Source organism: Staphylococcus auricularis (genome assembly GCF_001500315.1).
GTDB lineage: Bacteria > Bacillota > Bacilli > Staphylococcales > Staphylococcaceae > Staphylococcus > Staphylococcus auricularis.
This window is the reverse complement of record NZ_LLER01000009.1, coordinates 223,683-245,714: the sequence shown is the minus strand read 5'-3', so window position 1 is coordinate 245,714 and position 22,032 is coordinate 223,683. Positions and strand designations below refer to the sequence as shown.

At 37.1% G+C, this 22,032-nt stretch carries 22 protein-coding genes; 3 read left to right on the top strand and 19 right to left on the bottom strand.

Annotated features, from left to right (window positions below):
- On the bottom strand, positions 1 to 303 hold a 303-nt coding region (locus APS80_RS05775; protein ID WP_157064349.1), incomplete at its 3' end, for an MBL fold metallo-hydrolase.
- A gap of 145 nt (positions 304 to 448) precedes the next feature.
- Between APS80_RS05775 and zwf the strand changes: the two genes are divergently transcribed.
- Positions 449 to 1,933 (top strand): glucose-6-phosphate dehydrogenase, encoded by a 1,485-nt coding sequence (gene zwf, locus APS80_RS05770; protein ID WP_059107325.1) that lies wholly within the window; start codon positions 449 to 451, stop codon positions 1,931 to 1,933.
- 260 nt (positions 1,934 to 2,193) lie between these two features.
- A complete protein-coding gene (locus APS80_RS05765; protein WP_059107324.1) occupies positions 2,194 to 3,057 on the top strand; it encodes an AraC family transcriptional regulator in 864 nt (287 codons plus the stop codon).
- 97 nt (positions 3,058 to 3,154) lie between these two features.
- Here the strand turns inward: APS80_RS05765 and APS80_RS05760 are convergent, their stop codons facing one another.
- The 3 genes from APS80_RS05760 to APS80_RS05750 all read right to left on the bottom strand — a co-directional run bounded on the left by APS80_RS05760 (position 3,155) and on the right by APS80_RS05750 (position 7,608).
- Positions 3,155 to 4,807 (bottom strand): glycoside hydrolase family 13 protein, encoded by a 1,653-nt coding sequence (locus APS80_RS05760; protein ID WP_059107323.1) that lies wholly within the window; start codon positions 4,805 to 4,807, stop codon positions 3,155 to 3,157.
- 192 nt (positions 4,808 to 4,999) lie between these two features.
- Entirely contained in the window at positions 5,000 to 6,409 is a 1,410-nt protein-coding gene (gene gndA, locus APS80_RS05755) for an NADP-dependent phosphogluconate dehydrogenase (protein ID WP_059107322.1), read from the bottom strand.
- A 62-nt stretch (positions 6,410 to 6,471) separates the two neighbouring features.
- Entirely contained in the window at positions 6,472 to 7,608 is a 1,137-nt protein-coding gene (locus APS80_RS05750; protein ID WP_059107321.1) for a M20/M25/M40 family metallo-hydrolase, read from the bottom strand.
- 183 nt (positions 7,609 to 7,791) lie between these two features.
- On the opposite strand from APS80_RS05750, the gene prli42 reads away from it, so the two are divergent.
- A complete protein-coding gene (gene prli42 / locus APS80_RS10735; protein WP_150887477.1) occupies positions 7,792 to 7,890 on the top strand; it encodes a stressosome-associated protein Prli42 in 99 nt (32 codons plus the stop codon).
- A gap of 85 nt (positions 7,891 to 7,975) precedes the next feature.
- On the opposite strand, the gene APS80_RS05745 is transcribed toward prli42, so the two are convergent.
- From APS80_RS05745 to accB, 15 genes are all read right to left on the bottom strand, one after another.
- A complete protein-coding gene (locus tag APS80_RS05745; protein WP_059107320.1) occupies positions 7,976 to 8,968 on the bottom strand; it encodes an aromatic acid exporter family protein in 993 nt (330 codons plus the stop codon).
- Positions 8,969 to 8,979: 11 nt separating this feature from the next.
- Positions 8,980 to 9,417 (bottom strand): bacilliredoxin BrxB, encoded by a 438-nt coding sequence (gene brxB / locus APS80_RS05740; RefSeq protein WP_059107319.1) that lies wholly within the window; start codon positions 9,415 to 9,417, stop codon positions 8,980 to 8,982.
- A 199-nt stretch (positions 9,418 to 9,616) separates the two neighbouring features.
- Positions 9,617 to 10,906, bottom strand: a complete 1,290-nt coding sequence (locus APS80_RS05735) for a dihydrolipoamide acetyltransferase family protein (RefSeq protein WP_059107318.1) — start codon at positions 10,904 to 10,906, stop codon at positions 9,617 to 9,619.
- A gap of 11 nt (positions 10,907 to 10,917) precedes the next feature.
- The gene (locus APS80_RS05730; protein ID WP_059107317.1) at positions 10,918 to 11,901 is read right to left on the bottom strand and encodes an alpha-ketoacid dehydrogenase subunit beta; all 984 of its coding nucleotides are present in this window, start codon (positions 11,899 to 11,901) and stop codon (positions 10,918 to 10,920) included.
- Positions 11,901 to 12,893 (bottom strand): thiamine pyrophosphate-dependent dehydrogenase E1 component subunit alpha, encoded by a 993-nt coding sequence (locus APS80_RS05725; RefSeq protein WP_059107316.1) that lies wholly within the window; start codon positions 12,891 to 12,893, stop codon positions 11,901 to 11,903. The genes APS80_RS05730 and APS80_RS05725 overlap by 1 nt, the downstream gene beginning before the upstream one ends.
- Before the next feature lie 12 nt (positions 12,894 to 12,905).
- Positions 12,906 to 14,327 (bottom strand): dihydrolipoyl dehydrogenase, encoded by a 1,422-nt coding sequence (gene lpdA, locus APS80_RS05720; RefSeq protein ID WP_059107315.1) that lies wholly within the window; start codon positions 14,325 to 14,327, stop codon positions 12,906 to 12,908.
- 205 nt (positions 14,328 to 14,532) lie between these two features.
- Entirely contained in the window at positions 14,533 to 16,206 is a 1,674-nt protein-coding gene (gene recN, locus APS80_RS05715; RefSeq protein ID WP_059107314.1) for a DNA repair protein RecN, read from the bottom strand.
- 19 nt (positions 16,207 to 16,225) lie between these two features.
- Positions 16,226 to 16,678, bottom strand: coding sequence for a transcriptional regulator AhrC/ArgR (gene ahrC / locus APS80_RS05710; RefSeq protein WP_059107313.1), 453 nt, complete (start codon positions 16,676 to 16,678; stop codon positions 16,226 to 16,228).
- A gap of 260 nt (positions 16,679 to 16,938) precedes the next feature.
- Complete coding sequence (locus tag APS80_RS05705; protein ID WP_059107312.1) at positions 16,939 to 17,820, bottom strand: polyprenyl synthetase family protein; 882 nt, start codon at positions 17,818 to 17,820, stop codon at positions 16,939 to 16,941.
- Positions 17,798 to 18,037: an exodeoxyribonuclease VII small subunit gene (locus tag APS80_RS05700; protein ID WP_059107311.1), complete on the bottom strand. Its 240-nt coding sequence runs from the start codon at positions 18,035 to 18,037 to the stop codon at positions 17,798 to 17,800. The genes APS80_RS05705 and APS80_RS05700 overlap by 23 nt, the downstream gene beginning before the upstream one ends.
- Positions 18,027 to 19,367, bottom strand: a complete 1,341-nt coding sequence (xseA, locus tag APS80_RS05695) for an exodeoxyribonuclease VII large subunit (RefSeq protein WP_059107310.1) — start codon at positions 19,365 to 19,367, stop codon at positions 18,027 to 18,029. Before xseA ends, APS80_RS05700 begins: the two co-directional genes overlap by 11 nt.
- 14 nt (positions 19,368 to 19,381) lie before the next feature.
- Entirely contained in the window at positions 19,382 to 19,768 is a 387-nt protein-coding gene (gene nusB / locus APS80_RS05690; protein WP_059107309.1) for a transcription antitermination factor NusB, read from the bottom strand.
- 43 nt (positions 19,769 to 19,811) lie between these two features.
- A complete protein-coding gene (locus APS80_RS05685; protein ID WP_059107308.1) occupies positions 19,812 to 20,165 on the bottom strand; it encodes an Asp23/Gls24 family envelope stress response protein in 354 nt (117 codons plus the stop codon).
- A gap of 11 nt (positions 20,166 to 20,176) precedes the next feature.
- Positions 20,177 to 21,535, bottom strand: coding sequence for an acetyl-CoA carboxylase biotin carboxylase subunit (gene accC / locus APS80_RS05680; protein ID WP_059107307.1), 1,359 nt, complete (start codon positions 21,533 to 21,535; stop codon positions 20,177 to 20,179).
- On the bottom strand, positions 21,535 to 22,008 hold the full coding sequence (gene accB / locus APS80_RS05675; RefSeq protein ID WP_059107306.1) for an acetyl-CoA carboxylase biotin carboxyl carrier protein: 474 nt from the start codon (positions 22,006 to 22,008) through the stop codon (positions 21,535 to 21,537). The genes accC and accB overlap by 1 nt, the downstream gene beginning before the upstream one ends.
- Positions 22,009 to 22,032 lie beyond the last annotated feature (24 nt).

The following is a 22,032-nucleotide window of genomic DNA, read 5'->3' as shown; positions in this document are numbered from 1 at the left end:
TACAAACTGTTGAATCCCTTTAGGTCCAATGATGGTTAAAGGTTTATGTTCCCCACCTTGAAAAGATCGGCTCGTTAGTAGACCGGGCAAGCCAAAAATATGATCCCCATGGAGATGTGTAATAAAAATATGGTCGACCTTACCTAATTTAATAGAATGATTTAATATTTGGTGTTGCGTCGCCTCTCCTACATCAAACAACCAGATGGCATTTGAGTACGGCTCTAAGTTTAACGCAATCGCCTGTGTATTTCGTTCTTTAGTCGGTAACCCTGCACTTGTGCCGAAGAATGTGATTTGCAACAAAGGCACCTCCCTTTCAATAGTCATTTTAGCATACTCACGATTAAATCATATAGTGGGATTGACTTTAAGCAAAAAGGTATGAATGCAGGTTAGAATTGTTCTATAATGTATACAGATTTCTAAAAGAATTGAGGTTATTAGCTTGAGTACTAGAAACAAGAATATTCCCTGTTTAATAACGATATTCGGGGCGACAGGTGATTTAAGTCACCGAAAATTATTCCCATCATTATTTCATCTTTACCAACAACAAAATTTAAGCGAACATTTTGCGATTATTGGTATAGGTAGAAGAGATTTAAAAAATGATGATTTCCGTATTCAAGTGAAATCATCAATTCAAGCCCACGTACAAGATACGACACAGCTAGATGAATTTATGGATCATGTGTTTTATCACAAACATGATGTAAATGACGAAGCAAGTTACCAATCACTCTTAGCAGTGAGCCAACAGTTAGATCAGAAATTCGAGTTACAAGGTAACAGATTGTTCTATTTAGCGATGGCACCGAAATTCTTCGGTATTATTTCAGATTATCTGAAATCTTCAGGTTTAACAGATGTTGAAGGATTTAAACGTCTTGTCATTGAAAAACCATTCGGCAATGACCTCGCATCTGCAGAAGAATTAAATAATCAAATTCGTCGTTCATTTGAAGAAAAAGAAATATATCGTATCGACCATTATTTAGGTAAAGATATGGTACAAAATATCGAAGTACTCCGCTTTGCGAATGCAATGTTTGAACCTTTATGGAATAATAAATTCATTTCAAATATTCAAGTCACTTCTTCTGAAAAATTAGGTGTCGAAGATCGAGGAGGCTACTACGAAACAAGTGGTGCGCTAAAAGATATGGTGCAAAACCACATGCTTCAAATGGTGGCACTGTTAGCGATGGAACCACCTATAAGTCTTAAAAGTGAAGACATTCGTTCAGAAAAAGTAAAAGTGCTCAAATCTTTACGTAAACTTGAACCAAGCGAAGTGAATCAAAACTTTGTCCGTGGTCAATATGATCAAGGTAAAATAGATGATCAAGATGTCATCGCTTATCGAAAAGAAGACCGTGTAGATGAACAGTCAAATACACCAACCTTTGTCTCAGGTAAATTAACAATAGATAACTTTAGATGGGCTGGCGTTCCTTTTTATATCAGAACAGGTAAACGCATGAAAGATAAATCTATCCAAGTTGTCGTTGAATTTAAAGAAGTACCGTTAAATCTTTACTATGAAACAGACAACAAATTAGAATCAAATTTATTAGTGATCAATATACAACCTAACGAAGGTGTTTCTTTACATCTCAATGCGAAGAAAAATGTACAAAGTATAGATACTAAACCTGTGCAATTATCTTACGCTATGAGTGCTCAAGATAAAATGAACACTGTCGATGCGTATGAAAATTTATTATTCGATATTTTAAACGGTGACCCAACCAACTTTACACATTGGGAAGAATTAAAATCCACATGGAAATTTGTTGATACAATTCAAAACGAATGGGATAAAACAGAACCTGACTTCCCTAACTATGAAGCAGGTACGAACGGCCCGCTAGATAGCGACTTACTGTTAAGTCGTGACGGTTTCCATTGGTGGGACGACATTCAATAATTCATTCGTTGACATGTGAATAATTTAGAGCTGCAACAAAACGGTGACCTATCTCACGTTTTGTTGCTTTTTTGAAATGAATTTGAAACAGTTTAGATTAATATTAAATCAGATTGCGACGCTATGTCTCTAAATATCAGTTTGTTTTTTATCGTTTAATTAATGTAAATATTATCTGATATGAGATGTCAAAGTATGAAAAATAAGGTAGAATATAACGTAATAGTATTACGATTGGAAAATGTTTAGGAGTGAAAGTATTGGACGTTATCAAGCAAATACAACAGGCAATTGTTTATATAGAGGACCACTTATTAGAGCCGTTTCATTTGCAAGACCTTAGTGATTACGTTGGTCTTTCACCTTACCACTTAGATCAGTCTTTTAAAATGATTGTGGGTCAATCACCAAGTGATTATGCATTAGCACGCAAAATGACACTTGCTGCACAAGATGTTATCGCCGGCTCAGGTCGTTTAGTCGACATTGCTAAGAAGTACCATTACCCTGATGCACATAGTTTTGCACAGGCGTTCAGTGAGGTACACCAGGTTTCACCACTACAGGCCAATTTAAAACGTGATATGTTAAATATTCAACCTAGATTGTATATCAAGTTAACAACTACTGAGCGAGAACCTTATCCTTATCAACTAGAGAATAGTGAAGACACAGCACTTGTAGGTTATGCTCGATTTGTGCCAACCTCCGAATTGGAGAATCCATTTAAGGTGCCAGATTTTTTAGAGGATTTATTGCTAGATGGTAAAATTAAAGAATTACGCAAATATAATGACGTCAGTCCGCATGAACTATTTGTGATTAACTGCCCACTCGATGAAGGCATGGAAATCTTTGTGGGTGTCGCAAGTGAACGCTACCCTGCACATTTAGAAAGCCGTTTCCTCCCTTCTCGTCAATATGCGAAATTTAATCTTCAAGGCGAACTCGATTATGTTGTAAATGAAGCATGGTACTATATCGAGACGAGCTTACAACTCACATTACCTTATGAAAATAATAGTCTTTACGTTGAAATATATCCGTTTGATATTTCATTTGATAATCCATTTACGAAAGTTCAATTATGGGTGCCTGTAGATAAAGAAGCACTCTCGGATTAGGATGATAAGAAAATATATTTCTGTGGTTTCAATGAACCGTAAAAACCTCTTACAGCTTCCTTTTAATTGGAAATTGTAAGAGGTTTATTTTTATATGTTAAGATAATTCGACGACAAAAGCCTCATAAGGTTGAATCGCTTCTAGATTAATCTGATGTTGGGGATAGTTGTGAAGCGGCACTGATTTACCTGTAATATCTAAATCAGTGTTTAACTTTGTTACTGAACCCGTTAAGTTGCCGACGACAAGGATTGATTCATGATCTAATGAACGTGTATACGCGAAAATGTGTTCATTTTCAGCATCGATAAGTTGGAAATGGCCATAAGTATAGATGTCTGCAGACTTTCTAAGTTGAATCAAAGCCATATAAAAATGAAGTATAGATTGAGCATCATTTAACTGTTGCGCCACGTTAATTTCAGTGTAGTTTGGATTGATCGGGAACCAAGGTTCGACTGTAGAAAATCCGGCGTAATCCGTTGTATCCCACTGCATCGGTGTACGTGCATTATCACGATTTTCCATTTTATGCTTATCTAGGAGCGCTTCGACATCTCCACCTTGCTGTTGCACAATTTTATACTCATTCACCACTGCGACATCGTTAAAGATCTCTATACTGTCGAATGGGTAGTTCGTCATCCCTATCTCTTGACCTTGATAAATAAACGGTGTGCCTTGTTGTAAGAAATAGACCACTGCGTGACTCGTCGCCGATTCGTACCAATAATGTGTATCGTCTCCCCATGTAGATACACGTCGAGGTTGATCATGATTTTCAATAAATAATGCATTCCACCCTACGCCATCTAAACGTTGTTGCCATCGATTTAGCACCTCTTTATACGCCTTAACATCGAATTGACTTTCACCCGTATGCCATAAATCGAGGTGTTCAAATTGGAAAATCATATTAAATTTACCTTTTGATTCGCCAACCCAATCTTTAGCATCGTCAGTACTTACACCGTTTGCCTCACCTACTGTCATGATGTCATACTTACTTAACGACTCATCTTTCATTTCTTGTAGCCAATCTTGAATTCCAGGTTGATTCATATCAACATCAAATGCAGGTGCGTACGTTTTACCTTCAGGCACTGGTAAATCTCCTGCTTCAAAAGTCTTTTTAATATGTGTAATGGCGTCCACACGAAAACCATCAATCCCTTTATCAAACCACCAATTCATCATGTTAAAAATCGCTTCTCTTACGTCATCATTATGCCAATTTAAATCAGGCTGTTTTTTACTAAATAAATGGAAATAATATTGTTCAGTCTGTGGATCAAATTCCCAAGTAGAGCCATTAAAGATACTTTCCCAGTTGTTCGGTTCTGAACCATCCGCTTTGGGATCAGCCCAAATATACCAGTCTCGTTTAGGATTATCCTTACTAGAACGAGATTCGATAAACCAAGGATGTTCATCTGAAGTGTGATTGACTACTAGGTCTAAAATGAGTTTCATTCCCCGTTCATGAACACCGCTTAACAACGCATCAAAATCTTCCATTGTGCCAAATTCAGTCATGATAGACTGATAATCACTAATATCGTAACCATTATCATCGTTTGGTGATTGATACATCGGACTTAACCATATGACATCAATGCCGAGTGTCTGTAAATAATCTAACTTTTCAATGATACCTGGTAAGTCGCCGATACCGTCATCGTTACTGTCATTAAAACTTCTTGGGTAAATCTGATAAGCGACTGCTTCTTTCCACCAATTTCTTTGCATCGTTTTCTCTCCCTATGTTGCATTCATTTTTAAACATGAATATATGATGTTCATTCATGAATAAATCGCTTTCATAACTTATCTTAAGCTTAGACAAACGCTTCAAACAAGTCAACTCATAGAAAAAAGGATGAAACACACATGGTTTCATCCTTGATATCATTGATTCAATTGTTGGTTATTGTATAAACATTATGCTTCTTTCCATTGTGTATGGAAGACACCTTCGCGATCTTTTCGTTCATACGTATGTGCACCGAAGTAATCACGTTGCGCTTGGATTAAGTTAGCTGGTAAGTTTTCAGTGCGATAACTATCGTAATAATTGATACTTGCTGAAAAGCCTGGTGTAGGAATACCGTTTGTGATGGCAGTCCCTACGACTTCACGTAATGCATCTTGATAATTTGTAACGATGTCTTTGAAATATGGATCTAATAAGAGATTTTGTAATTTAGGGTCTTGATCGTAAGCATCTTTAATTTTTTGTAAGAATTGCGCACGGATGATACAACCTTCACGCCAAATCATTGCAAGTTCGCCGAGTTTTAAATCCCAGTCGTTTTCTTCACTTGCTTTACGCATTTGTGTAAATCCTTGGGCATAAGAGCAAATTTTACTCATGTATAAAGCTTTACGGATTTTTTCTAAGAATGCCTCTTTATCGCCATCAAATTGGGCTTTTGGACCATTTAATGCTTTAGAAGCTGCAACACGTTCGTCTTTTAGTGAAGAAATAAAACGTGCAAATACTGATTCTGTGATAATCGTAAGTGGAACACCTGCGTTTAACGCATTGATAGAAGTCCATTTACCTGTACCTTTTTGACCAGCAGTATCTAAGATTTTTTCTACAAGTGGTTCGCCAGTTTCTTCATCGATTCGAGTGAAGATATCACCAGTGATTTCGATGAGATAGCTTGAAAGTTCGCCTTCATTCCACTCTTTAAATGTTTGTGAAATTTCTTCATGAGACATGCCAAGTAAATCTTTCATCATGACATAACTTTCAGCGATTAATTGCATGTCGGCATATTCGATACCATTATGCACCATTTTCACATAATGGCCTGCACCATTCGGACCAATGTAAGTGACACAAGGTGCGCCATCTTTTGCTTTAGCTGAAATAGATTCTAAAATATGACTGACTTTATCAAATGCATCTTTTTGGCCACCTGGCATTAATGATGGACCTGTAAGCGCTCCGACTTCACCGCCTGAAACACCCATACCAATAAAGTTAATATTACTTTTAGCTAAGGCATTATTTCTTCTTACTGTGTCTTGATAATTGGTATTACCACCATCAATTAAAATGTCATCATCATCTAATAATGGTAACAGACTATCAATCGTCGCATCTGTCGCTTCACCTGCTTTAACCATTAATAAAATTTTACGTGGTTTTTCAAGTGAATTCACAAATTCTTCTAATGAATAAGTAGGATGGATATTTTTACCTTCTGATTCACCCATCATGAGTTCCGTTTTTTCGGAAGAACGATTAAATACAGATACGCTATAACCACGTGATTCTATATTCCAAGCGAGGTTTTTACCCATTACGGCTAAACCTACTACACCGATTTCTTGTGTCATTTACTTATCTCTCCTATTCTTTGAGTTCTCGTACATTGTACCATAACGGCGCCATCACATCATTAAATCAGATTATCAGATTGACGTGATAATTTTACAATTTCTACGAGTTGTCGAGTTAATAAATAAAGTGATTCTATTGATATACGTTCAGCCGTTGTATGAATATTTTCATAACCTACGCCTAAAATTACTGTAGGAATTCCGAGCTCATTTAAAATATTACCATCTGAACTGTCTTGAGTAAGGGCTGTCGTTGCAGATAAATTTAAAGCAGTCGCACTATCTTGAGCGAGTGTTATCGCTTTACACGGTGATTGAAGGTTGAATCCAGGTAATTGTTGTTTCACATTTACTTCTGCAACTGTTTGATAATTATGAGCCATGTGTTGAAAGGTATCTTTGATATGATTGAGCTGCGCATCAAATAATTCTTTACCAAAGGAACGGAGTGTAATGGTTAAGGCGACGCGATCTTGAAGGTTATCTGTGCCAGAGTCCCCCTCAAAATGACTGATTTGAATAGTCGAATGCTCATCAGTATAGGTTGAACGCAATTGACGCAATGCTTGAGTAAGCAACGTTATCGCACTTACATGTGATGATGAATGATTTGAATTCGCACGAGTGCCATATAAGACGATTTCGATTTCAGATGAATATGGAGACGCAACGATCGTCGTACCAATCGCAGCATGTGCATCTACATTAAAACCATAACATGCATTTAACAATGATGGATCTAGCGCTTTCGCACCTTGCAAGCCCACCTCTTCTTGAACTGTGATAATGAGTTGAATAGCTCCGTGTGCGATTTGATCCTCTTTCAATATGCGAACAAGTTCAATCATCGCGGTTAAACCTGCTTTATCATCTGCACCTAATATGGTCGTACCATCAGAATAAATATAACCATCTTCATATATTTGTGGTTTAATCTTAGCTCCAGGTGTTACAGTATCCATATGAGCCGTAAAACAAATCGGTTCACACCACTCATACCCAGCAGTAGCAGGTATAGAAATGATTAAGTTATTTACATGCGTATCTAGCTGTTGACTTGCTTGATCTTCCTGAACTGTAAGATCGAGTGCTTGAAACACACGTGTCAACACTCCATGTAGCGTCGCTTCATAGCCGGTTTCTGAATTGATTTGTACGAGTTCTAAAAAAGTGCGTAATAATCTATCTTTATCCATCCGCTCAACTCCTATCATTTGGAAAACCATGTATCGTTACAAATCAAAATGCTTAAATAATGTACAATCTAAAATATTTTGATTATAATGTATACTAAAAATTGATGCTTAAAAGTTCTCTGTGTAGAGTGTAAATCATGTTTAGAGAACCACCATACATATTCACTAATTGGAGGAATCAGGTTGAATAATAAAGTATTTCGTATTGTTATTATCGTCATGCTTGTCGCAATCGTACTTGCACTTATACTCACAAGTGTCGTACCATTAACAATGCAATAAAGTAAACGTTAAGCCACAATAGAGGAGTCACTCAAACGCCCCACTCTAAGGACGATGAGTTGATTCATCTATTGTGGCTTTTTTCTTATGACGCTTTCACATCGTGGTGCATTTTCAATGAACCGAATTGTGATTTAATATTTAAGTATTCTTCGAGTTCATTCAGTAATTGGATAATGCTTGCACGTGTGAGTAATGCCTCATGTGTTTCTGGTAACGCTAATTCATCAAGTTCTAATCTAATTTCATAGAGTGAGTGAAGACGTAAGAATGTGTAATCATTGCTGTTGACATTGTTGCTCACTTCTTCAAACAACTCTGCAATTTGATCTAGGATCGCATCATTGGTTTGGATTTGTTGCAATAACTTTTGCATACGTTGGAGTAATTCTAACTGTGTTTCTCGCATATCGAAATAATAATAGTACGCATTTTCATTTCGTACAAAGTGATTCTTAACATCTCTAAATGCGAGTGATTTTGCTGAACTTACTGTGGATTCTATGCGTTTAAATAACGGGTCTAAATTCAACTCTTTATTATATTCTTGGCAGTAATTATGAAACGCTTTGAACACTTGTGTGATTTGACGTTCTACTTGTTCTTTATATTCGTCTAAACTGCCATCTAAACTTGGCATAATGATATTCATTAAGAAGGCAATACCTAAGCCCACGATTAATAATAAGACTTCATTTATAAACAAGTCCAAATCAATGGTCTTGGCGTTGAACACATGCAGTAAGATAACGCAACTCGTCACAACACCCTCTTGGACATTAAACATGACGGCTAAAGGTATGAAGAGTAAGACAATTAAACCGAGGACGATGGCATGTTGTCCTAAAAGTTGAAAAATGATAGATCCTAAGATTAATATCATGATACACGATACAAATCTTGAAATGATGGCTTGTACAGAGTGTACCTTCGTATGTTTGATACATAAAACCACTAAAATAGCACTAGATGCAAAATTATCTAAACCTAATGCTTTAGCTACAATTACACCTAGTGCCATACCCACAGCAGTTTTAATCGTTCTAAATCCAATTCTGTAGGGATTTAAACGTAGCATCCAACCAACCTCTAAACTTCAGCACAATTTGCTTCAAATAAGTTTTGGAGCTGTGTAATAACATCCATAATATCGTGACCTTCGATTTGATGACGTTCAATCATCTCAACGATTTTTCCATCTTTCATTAATGCGAAGGATGGACTTGAAGGTGCATAACCTTCGAAATAATCACGTGCTTGTTGTGTCGCTTCTTTATCTTGTCCTGCAAATACAGTGACGAGACGATCAGGAAGTTTATCGTAGTGTAATGCATGTGTTGCAGCAGGACGCGCAACGCCACCTGCACAGCCACAAACTGAATTGATCATGACAAGTGTTGTACCATCTTGAGATAACACTTGATCAACTTCTTCAGGAGAAGTCAATTGTTCATAACCTGCTGATTCAATCTCAGAACGTGCTTTGTCTACCACGTCATTCATATATAAATCAAAGTTTAAATCCATGAGTGATCACCTTTATTCTTAATATTTTATTATATTCTACTCATTAATATCGTTTAACTCAACATTTATAATCAAAGCATAACACATTCCAGGCTATAGTTCAGTACTTTGACAGAGAATCTGTACACTGATTTCATATTCATTCACCATGGCTAAATGGATGATCGATATGTTTCAGTGATGCATATTCCACTTAAAATTAATAGATATTGGTATGTTCTACCGCATAGCTCTCAATTTTATCTTTTACAAATTGCATAAACCGACCCGCTTGGAGACCGTCTAAAATACGATGATCGATTGATAGGCATAGGTTTACCATATCTCTAATTGCGATCATATTGTCGATTACAACAGGTTTTTTCACGATGGATTCAACTTGTAAAATAGCTGCTTGTGGGTGATTGATAATACCCATTGATGATACGGAGCCAAACGTACCTGTGTTGTTTACAGTAAATGTACCGTCTTGCATATCAGTTGTTTCTAATTTATGCTGGCGTGCTTTCGTTGCGAGTGTATTGATTTCTCTCGCTATACCTTTGATCGATTTTTCATCAGCATGTTTAATCACCGGCACATAGAGTTTATTTTCATCAGCTACTGCAATAGAAATATTTATGTCATCGTGGACGACGATTTCAGAACCCTGCCAACTACTATTCAGTAATGGATACGCTCTTAAACCTTCTGCGACAGCTTTGATAAAGAATGAAAAATAAGTCAGATTATAACCTTCTTGCGCTTTAAATTGAGCTTTGTAGTGATTGCGTGTTTGAACAAGTGATGTCGCATCCGCTTCAATCATCATCCACGCATGTGGGATTTCTGTGACACTTGTCACCATATTTTTCGCGATTTGTTTACGCACGCCGTCGATTGGAATGCTTTGTTGTGAGTTAGAAGTCGCTTTCTGTTGCGTTGTTGATTGTGAAGTAGATTGTACAGAAGGTTGATCTGCTTTAGATGCTGAAGTTTGCTGCGCTTGATTAATCGCTTGTTCCACATCTTTCTTCGTCACGCGACCTTCGAATCCTGTTCCTTCGATTTGCGTTAAATCTAAATCATGCTCACTCGCTAAACGCATGACAACAGGTGAATAACGGCCATTATTTTTAGCACTTTGTTTGACCGCAGGATTTTCAGCTGTCTCTTGAATACCTTCAGTGCTCATAGTCGCTTGGCTGTTATTAGATTCAACAGCATCTGTATTTTCAGTTTCACCTTCTTGTTGCTCAGACTCATCTTGTGCATCATCTTCAGTATCTAAGTGACAAATGACTTCCCCAACTTCGATGGTTTCTCCTTCTTCGACAACAATTTTAGAAATGGTACCCGCATAGGTTGAAGGTACTTCTGCAGTCACTTTGTCGGTAATGACTTCACAAATGGGATCATATTCGTCTATTGTATCGCCTTCTGATACTAACCATTGTTCAATTGTACCTTCATGGACACTTTCTCCTAATTTAGGCATTTTTATTTCCATAGTGAGCCTCCTTAATATCTTGCGAGTTCACGCATTTTTTCTTTAATTTTTTCAGGATTCATCATGAATTCGTCCTCTAACTGTGGAGAGAAAGGCATCGCAGGTACATCAGGCGCAGCTAAACGCATAATAGGTGCATCTAAATCGAAGAGACAATGTTCAGCAATGATTGCAGCTACCTCTGACATTACGCTACCTTCTAAATTATCTTCTGTGACCAATAGGATTTTACCATTTTGTTTTGCGCGATCGATAATCGTTTCTTTATCAAGCGGATATACTGTTCTGAGATCTACCACTTCTACATGAATACCTTCTTCTTCTAACATATCCGCTGCTTGAATACAGAAATTCACGCATAAACCATAAGTAAATACTGTGATATCCGTACCTTGTCGTTTCACATCGGCTTTACCTAATGGAATTGTATAATAATCTTCAGGAACGTCTTCTTTAAGTAAGCGATAAGCTTGTTTATGTTCAAAATAAAGCACTGGATCATTCGATTCGACTGAAGCAAGGAGTAATCCTTTTGCATCATACGGTGTTGAAGGGATGACAATCGTTAATCCTGGTGTAGAAGCAAAGACGCTTTCAATACTTTGTGAATGGTAGAGTCCACCGTGAATGCCACCACCAAATGGCGCACGGACTGTGATGGGACATTGCCAATCATTGTTAGAGCGATAACGCATTTTAGCTGCTTCACTCATAATTTGGTTTGTGGCAGGTAAAATATAGTCTGAAAATTGGATTTCAGCAATCGGTCTTTTACCAATCATTGCTGCTCCAATTGCTGTACCCACAATATTTGATTCAGCTAAAGGGGTATCTATGACACGCTCAGTACCATATTTGGCTTGTAAGCCTGCTGTAGCACCAAAAACGCCACCTTTTTTACCGACATCTTCACCCAATACAAAAACATCGTCATCCTTATCCATGACCATGTCCATTGCTTGTTGTATTGCGTCTAAATAGGTTAGATTTGCCATTATTGTAAGCTCCCTTCTTCATATACGTGTTTGTATGTTTCTTCGGCAGATGGATAAGGTGCTTGTTCTGCTTCTTTCGTTGCGGTTTTAATGATTTCTTTATTATCATTTTCAACGGATTCAAACCAAGCTTCATCCGCTATATTTTCATCTAATAAATACTGTTTAAAACGCTGATTACAGTCTTCAACTTTGAGCGCATCTCTGATTTCTTGAGAACGGTATTGATCGTCGTCATCAGAAGAATGGGCCGTCATTCTTGTACACATTGCTTCTAATAGTGTGGCACCTTCGCCATTCAATGCACGTGTTCTAGCTTCCTTCATAGCTTTGTACATCGCAATCGGATCGTTACCATCCACGCGTTCACCATGCATACCATAACCAATGGCGCGATCAGATAATTTCTCAGCTGCATATTGTAATGAATCTGGTACTGAGATCGCATATTTATTATTTTCAATCACACAGATAAACGGCAATTTATGTACACCAGCAAAGTTCAATCCTTCATGGAAATCCCCTTGGTTCGAGCTTCCTTCACCGACAGTAGTCATCGCAATATTAGATTTTTTGTCCATTTTTAACGCAAGTGAAGCCCCGACCGCATGTAAGATTTGAGTACCTACTGGAGACCCTTGGGATAAAATGCCAAGTTTTTTATGACCAAAGTGAGACGGCATTTGTTTTCCGCCTGAATTAATGTCTTCTTTTTTTCCGAAAGCAGAGAGTAGAATATCTTTTGCAGTCATACCTAAATATGTAACAAGCACAAGGTCGCGATAATAAGGAGAAGAAATATCTCCCTCTGCCATCGCATATCCCATGCCGATTTGTGCTGCTTCTTGTCCTTGACAGCTAATGACAAAAGAAATTTTACCTGCTCTATTTAATAACCACATGCGTTCGTCTAACTTTCTACCAAAATCCATCCACGTATACATTGTTTTTAAATCTTCTTCAGTCAGTCCGGCTGCTTTATAATCTTCCATATTTCATCCTCCTTAGACGTGTATTGCTTTTTGTTCAACCTTTAATCCTATTTCCATCAGCATCTCGGATATGGATGGATGTGCATGTGTTGTACGCCCTAATTCTAACGTTGACCCATTCATGAATTGGAGTAAGGCTACTTCGTTAATCAGTTCTGTCACATGAGGTCCAATCATGTTAAAACCAATCACTTCATCATTTTGTTGATCAATGATAATTTCACAAAAGCCACGTTGTGACGTGCCTGCTTCAATTAATGCTTTACCCATGGCTTTAAATGGGACTTTGTATGTCGTAGTATCGATAGATTTTGCATCAGCGGTCGCTTTATCTATACCGATGGATGCAACTTCTGGATATGTATAAATACATCTAGGAATGCGTGTATAGTCTACTGCAATCGGTTGTGCTTGAAACATATGCTCGACTGCAGCCACCGCTTCAGTCGTCCCAGCATGCGCAAGTTGAAGGTGACCGATGCAGTCTCCCGCAGCATAGATGTGTTTGTCTTTCGTTTGTTGATACGCATTCACTTCAATATGACCTTGGGGAGTGAACTGGACATTCGTATTGTTTAGTCCGATATCATGTGTATTAGGTGTGCGACCTATTGCCATTAAACAAAGATCGACCGTAATATTTTGTTCGCTTAATTTGAATGTGAGAGAAGTTGCATCACGTGTCACACTTTGTTCAGAGAGCGTCTCATTTTCATAGAATTTAACGCCTCTAGCTGATAATTCTTTTTTCAACGTACGTGCGATACTCTGACTTTCAGTGTTCAAAATACGTTTGTTACTTTCAATAACTGAAACTTCAACGCCTAAGTCAATGAGCATCGATGCAAATTCTAACCCAATCACACCGCCACCGATAATTGCAATCGATTGTGGCAATGTGTTTAAGCTCAAAATATCATCACTAGACAAGACTTGTTGATGATCGATAATTAAAAATGGTAACTCACTCGGGCTGGAACCCGTCGTGATTAAGACGTACTGATTCGTCAGTAATTCTGATTCACCGTCTTCATATTCGACTGAAATCGTACCGCTTTGAGGTGAAAAAATCGACGTACCTAAAATGCGGCCTGTACCATTGTAAACATCAATATGATGTTGTTTCATCAAACCTTGTACACCTTGATACATTTGATTAACGATTTCGGTCTTACGTGCTTGCATCTGACTGAAATCGAATCCAACATCGCTCACATGGACGCCAAAATCGTTACTGTTTTTAGCAGTACGTAAGATTTCAGCGGATTTCAATAACGATTTTGTAGGGATACACCCTTTATGCAGACATGTGCCGCCAAGTTGTGCGCGTTCAACAATGGCTACCTTTTTACCTAATTGTGAAGCTCTAATTGCGGCGACATAGCCTGCTGTCCCACCACCTAAAATGACTAAGTCATACTGTTGTTCTGCCATGACGTATACTCCTATCTTTCTATATATCAACTTCGATGATCTAATGAGGAAACAAATAATAAATCTTTCTCATTACCAATAACTCAATTATACTTTTATTGCCTCTCTCTAAACAAATAAAAATAATTTCGTATAAAGTTATATTTTATCGTTAACAACACATTATGAATGTAGAAGACGCTTATATCTATACTGAGAGATTTTATTATTTTTGATTTTGTTCAATCATTTCTTTTGCATTTTGTCTTGTAAGATCAGTAACTGTCGCACCAGAAATCATTCGTGCCACTTCATCTACGCGGTCATCTCCCGTCAACTCTTGAACTTGAGTAGTGGTGCGATCTTCTGTTGTGGATTTACTAATCAGCATGTGATGGTCACTCATCGTTGCAACCTGTGGCAAGTGAGAAATACATATTACTTGAATGTATGACGCCAGGTCACGCATTTTTTCAGCCATTTTTTGTGCTGCTTTACCAGAGACACCAGAATCGACTTCATCAAATAGGATTGCAGTTTGACCTCTTGATTTTACAAAAATGGTTTTCAATGCAAGCATGATACGAGATAATTCCCCACCTGAAGCGATTTTATTCAAACTTTTTAAAGGTTCGCCTTTATTCGGGCTAATTAAAAACTCGACTGATTCGATACCTTCTCGCGTAGGTTCGTTTAATGCGGTAAATGCAATTTCTAGATTCGCATCCTTCATTTGTAAGTTCTGAATTTCATCAACGATATGGTCACGTAATGTATGTGCGACTTTACGTCGTGATTTTGAAAGTGCTTGGCCTTTTTCTAATACCGCTTTATGCAATCGGTCAATATCCTGACGTAATTCAGCTGTGCTTTCTTCATAATTTTCGATTTTATTGATTTCATTTTCCAATTTGCTTTGATAACTAATTAAGTCAGAGATATCTTTACCATATTTTCGTTTGAGATTATTAAGTAAATTCATTCTTGATTCAAGTTCATTGAGGTATTGTTCATCAAATTCTGTATTCGTTAATTCATCGTATAGTTGATGTTTCGCATCTTCTAATGTGTAGTAGAATTGATCAACTTGTTCCATCAAACCTTGATATTTTTCTGGGAGTATTTCATTGATTGTTTGTAATTCTTTACTCAATTCATATAATCTATCCGTAATCGCATGTTCATCTGTTAAAGTGAGATGCGCATTATTTAATGCTTGATTGAGATTTTCCGAATTCTGAATACGCTTGATATCGGTTTCTAATTGTTCAACTTCGCCTTCTTTTAATTGTGCTTCATTAATTTCTTCATATTGGAATTTCAACAAATCTAAACGTTGTAACAGGGCTTGGTCTGCATTTTCTAATTCGGCAAGCTCTGTTTTCTTACTTTGATATTGCTCAAATGTTTCTTTATAGTCATCTAAAAGTGATTGATACTGGCCTTCAGCATAATTATCTAATAGTTGTAAATGATATTTTTGCTTTAATAACGTTTGAGTTTCATGTTGACCATGGATATCTAACAGTTCTTGCATCACTCGACGTAAATCTTGCAGTGTCACAATTTGATTGTTGATACGACAAATGCTTTTACCTGAACTGAAGATTTCACGTTTTACGAGTAAGAAGTCTTCATCAATATCGATAGAAAGTTCCTCAAGTATTTCAATCGCGTCTTTACTGTCATCAATATCAAAGACACCCTCAATGACAGCTTTTTTCTCCCCATGGCGCACATAATCTGAAGAAGCGCGTACGCCGATTAATTGACCAATCGCATCGATAATAATAGATTTACCCGCACCTGTTTCACCACTTAAAACAGTTAATCCATCACCAAAATGAATTTCTAATTCTGCTATAATCGCAAACTGTCTAATAGATAAAGTTTGTAACATCAGTATCACTTCCTAATGGCTATAATAAATTAAATATACGTGCTTTAATTTGCTCTCCAGATTCTTTATCTCGACAAATAATAAGGCAAGTATCATCACCACAGATTGTACCTAAGACTTCTTCCCAATCTATTTGATCCAGGATCGCACCGATCGATTGCGCATTCCCTGGTAACGTTTTTAATACTAATAAATTATCAGTACCGTCAATATTTACAAATGAGTCCATTAAATAACGACCTAATTTTTCTAAAGGATGATATTTTCTATCATTAGGTAAACTATAAACATATTGTCCTGTTGGTGTGGGCACTTTGATGAGTTGTAACTCTTTAATATCTCGTGATACCGTTGCTTGAGTGACATTCAACTCATAATCATTTAAGCGCTTAACCAATTCATCTTGTGTTTCTATTTTTTCGTTGGAGATAATTTCTCTAATTTTAATGTGCCTTACTGATTTTTTTGCCATATTAACCCCTCCCAAAACAAGCGAATATTTATACAATGATTTTAGCATATCAATCATCATTCCACTACTAAAGCTGCTCGATAAAATAATGAACCAACTGCAGCACACCAACGCCATGGAACAATCAAATTCGTATAAAAGCACATTTTTAACATTTATATCTATACATCGTTGAATTCATTAATTTAAAATAAATACATACATCGATTGCCTAACTAAATGAGGGTGAACGACACCATGCGCATCATTCACCCATATTGTTAATGATTTCTTTGATTAAATATTTCTATGATTATTTCCAAATGCGTTGTATCATATTGCGAGTCGATTTGTCGCAGTGCTCCATACGCTTGTTCCATTTCTTCATTGAGTTTGTCTTTAGCACCCTGTTCTCCTAATAATGAAACATACGTACTCTTATTATTCTCTATGTCGCTACCTACTTTTTTACCTAGTTTTGCTTCGTCACCAAATACATCTAATAAATCATCTTTAATTTGAAACATCAGCCCGAGATGTTGCCCGTATTTTTCAAGTGCTTTCGCAGTAGCTTCACTAGGTTTAGCAATGTCGACTGCAGCCATTATAGCAAATTCGAGTAATGCACCTGTCTTCGCACGGTGAATCTGTTGCAATGTCGCTAAATCGATTTGTGTATTCTCACTTTCCATATCAAGCACTTGGCCGCCAACCATTCCAAGATGGCCACTGGCTTGAGATAAACGCTGAATGAGTTGTACTTTGATATCACTCGTTAATTGTTCATCAAAGCTTATCATTTCGAAAGCTTTTGTAAGTAATGCATCACCTGCAAGAATCGCTTTCCAATCACCATAAACCTTGTGATTGGTCAATTTACCTCTGCGGTAATCATCATTGTCCATAGCAGGTAAATCATCATGTATCAGTGAATATGTATGAATCATTTCTAAAGCGATTGCTGTGCGCATGCCTTGCTCACTGTTATGAGTGAGCATATCTAAAGTGACGAGAAGCAATAGAGGTCGTATACGCTTACCACCAGCTTCAAGGGAATAACGCATACTTTCTTCGAGGTTAGTATTGAGCGGTGAAGCAGGTACAGCGTTTGTTAAATCTGCTTCAATCTTTTGAACAAAATCATTCATCTGCTGATTCATCATTAGAAACTTCCTCTTCCTCATCTTCATTCTTAATCATTTCGTTTACTTTTTTCTCAGCGTTTTTCAATGTATCTTCACAGGATGCAGATAACTTCATTCCACGTTGATAAAGTTCTAAAGATTCTTCTAAGGAAACTGTTTCATTATCAAGTTTTTGAACAATATTTTCTAATTCAGACATCATTTCTTCAAAACTTTGATTTTCTTTATTCGTCATGATTACACCTTACTTTCTTAACTTCTGCATCTACTTGACCATCTTTCATCGTTAACTGAATTTGATCTTGTGCTTTTAAATCGTGCGTGCTTGTGATAACCTGATCCGCTTTGTTAACAATCGTATAACCGCGTAACATCGTTTGGGTTGGACTGAGTCGATCTAAGTTTTCAATGTTGTTTTTCAAACGTTGTCGATGTTGCGTAATGTTCTGACTCAACGTTTTGATTAGAAAATGCGCAGATTGTTGTGTTTGTTGTTGTTTACGTTCAATTTCTGCACTCACTTTTTTTAAGCTGAATTGTTGTTTAAGGAGTTTCAACTGTTGATGATGATCGTTAATGATCATTTTAATTTTTAACTGAAGTTGTTTTTCTAAATCATCTCGGCGTTGTATATGTTGATCATACAATAACGACGGGCTTTTGAACTTGTAATATGAGGATAAGTGTTCGAGATGTTTACGATGTTGCTGAAGTTGTTGCTTAACGTTACGTATGAGCACTAACTGAACTTGCTTCAACTGCTGTCTTAACTCAGTTTGATCCGGCGTAGCGATAACCGCAGCCTGCGTTGGTGTAGCTGCACGATAATCTGCGACAAAATCACTCAACGTAAAATCTGTCTCATGTCCGACAGAAGAGATGACCGGTGTTTGACAGTTGAAAATAGCATGAACGACAGCTTCTTCATTAAAGTTCCATAAGTCTTCGATGGAACCCCCGCCACGTCCTAAAATGATTGTATCTGCGTTCAGTGTATCTGCATACGCAAGTTTTTCAATAATATCATCTTTTGCCTGTTTTCCTTGTACAAGCGTACTTATTTTTTCGATTTGTACGAGAGGATAACGACTGCGAATGGTAGATTCAATATCTCTAATTGCTGCACCTGTTGAAGCAGTGAGGACAGCGATTTTGTTAGGATACTTAGGGATTGGCTTTTTGTAGCGTTGATCGAAGTAACCTTCTTGATTGAGTTTCTTTTTCAATGCTTCAAGTCGTTGATACAAATTACCAACACCATCAATATGCATTTTATTCACGTAAATTTGATAATTACCACGACGTTCATAAACAGAAACGCGTGCTTCTATGAGCACTTCGTCTCCCTCTTTGGGATCAAAATCCAATTTGGTTGCGTTCCCTTTGAACATCATAGCGTTAATGACGCTTTGATTATCTTTCACGTTAAAATATAAATGCCCACTAGAGTGTTTCTTAAAATTTGAAATTTCACCTTTCAGTAAAACAGATTGGAGATGGGGATCTTGATCAAATTTATATTTGATATATTTAGTTAATGCTGAAACACTTAAATAATCTGCCATCTTTTATCACTCTTTTATTTAATATTACTGAGCACACCATTAATAAATTTGTAGTGATCTTCATCACTGAATTGTTTTGCTAGTTCTACCGCTTCATTGATGATCACTTTATCAGGTGTCTCACTGTTCAATAACTCAAATGTTGCCATGCGCAAGATAATGCGATCTGATTTCAGTAATCTTTCTAATGTCCAATCTTTTAAATAAGGTTGGATTTTTTGATCTAAAACAGGTTCATGATCTTTAACACCAGTCACTAACCAATGAATAAAATCAAATTCTAAATCTGGATCATCATCTTTTATAAAACTAATTGCCTCTTCAATCGTTAAATCATTATCTTTTATTTCCAATTGAAAAAGAGTTTGAAATGCTTGTTTTCTTGATTCTTTTCGACTCATGATAAACCCCTTCAAATTTGAATTTCTAAGTTAAAATTTTAGATTAAGCAATATGTGTAATATGAATATTAATTTGTGCAGGCTCCACAGCGATCATTGTTGTCAGTGAGTTGAAAATAGAACGCTGTATCGCTTGTGCGGTTTTTGAAATATTCACATCATGCTCTAACACACAATAAACATCAATGTAGATGCCGTCATCTTTACTATATACTTTGACATCTTTACCGAGCTGTTTCGGATTAACACGCTCGAAGTTAGATTGTTTAAGCTCTTTAAAATGTCCCTGTAAACCTTTGACTTCTGCAGTTGCGATGCTCGCAATTACTGTAATGACTTCAGGCGCAATTTCTACTTTACCTAAGTGTGTATGTGAAGGTTGAGATACTTTCACCATGGACATACCTCCTATTCCATATCTTCATCCATTATGTTGTATTTTTCCAAGAATTTCGTGTTGTAATCGCCTCGATTAAAGACTTCATGGTTAAGTAAACGTAAGTGGAACGGAATAGTTGTATCAATACCTAATACTAAGTATTCACCTAAAGCACGAATACCCGTCTTAATCGCTTGTTCCCGCGTTGGTTCATGCACGATCAATTTACCGACCATAGAGTCGTAATAAGGAGGGATTGTATAATTAGTATAACATGCAGATTCAACGCGAACGCCAAAACCACCTGGAGCTAGGTATTGAGTAATCTTACCTGGTGAAGGCATAAAGTTTTTGTATGGATTTTCTGCATTGATACGAAATTCAATTGCATGTCCGTTCATGTTAATGTCTTCTTGTTTGAAAGGAAGTGGCTCTCCAGCTGCGATTTTTAATTGTAGTCGAACGAGGTCCACACCTGTAACCATCTCTGTTACTGGATGTTCAACTTGAATACGCGTGTTCATTTCCATGAAATAAAAATCATTCGTTTCTAAATCATATATAAATTCAACCGTACCGGCATTTTCATAGTTCACAGCTTGTGCAGCTCTGACTGCTGCTTGTCCCATTTCCTCACGTTTTTCATCCGTAAGTATTTGTGAAGGAGATTCCTCTACAAGCTTTTGCATACGGCGCTGAATCGTACAATCACGTTCACCTAAATGTACGACATTGCAAAATTTATCTCCCATAATTTGAATTTCAATGTGTCTGAAATTCTCGATATATTTTTCTAAGTAAAGGCCGCCATTACCAAAAGCAGTTTCTGCTTCTTTTTGAGTCATTTTAAAGCCGTTTTCTAGCTCTTTCTCATCTCTCGCAACACGGATTCCTTTACCGCCACCACCAGCAGTCGCTTTAATAATAACTGGATATCCAATGCGCTCCGCTATTGCTTTCGCATCATCAATTGATTCCATTAAACCGTCACTACCTGGTACAACGGGAACATCTGCTTTTTTCATTTCTTCTTTAGCTACGTCTTTGATACCCATTTTTTGGATTGACTCATAACTTGGTCCAATAAACTGTAATTGACATGCTTCACAGAGTTCAGCAAAATCGCCATTTTCAGCGAGGAAACCGTATCCTGGGTGTACGGCGTCACAACCTGTAGAGGTCGCTATCGAAAGGATATTTGGGATGTTCAAATATGAATCTTTAGACTGAGTAGGACCTACGCAATATGCTTCATCAGCAATTTGAGTATGTAGTGCGTCTTTGTCTCCTTCAGAATATATCGCAACGGTTTGTAATCCCAATTCGTGGCATGCGCGGATAACGCGTACTGCAATTTCTCCACGGTTTGCAATTAATATTTTATTCATTATTTCACCTTAAATAACGGTTGGCCATACTCAACCATTTGACCGTCTTCTACTAGGATTTCTGTAATTTCACCAGAGACTTCAGCTTGAATTTCATTAAATAATTTCATCGCTTCTAGGATACATACCGTTGAATCTTTGGAAACCGTGTCACCGACTTGAACGTACGCGCTTTCTTCAGGGGAAGGAGATTTATAAAATGTACCTACCATAGGAGCATTGATTGTTTGTAAATCATCGCTTGCTTCTGATTCTGATGTGTTTGATTGCGCTTCAGGTGCAGGGTTTTGTGCAGGTGCCTCTGCTTGTGGTGCTTGCGCTTGAGCAACTTGACCAGAAACTTGAGGTGTGATGATTTCAGTTTCTTTTTCCTTCTTAAGAACGACGCTGCCGCCTTTATCATCAATGTTGATTTCAGTTAAATTTGATTGATCTAAGATATCTATCAATTCTTTTATTTCTTTAAAATTCATAAATCCAGACTCCTTCAGAATAAT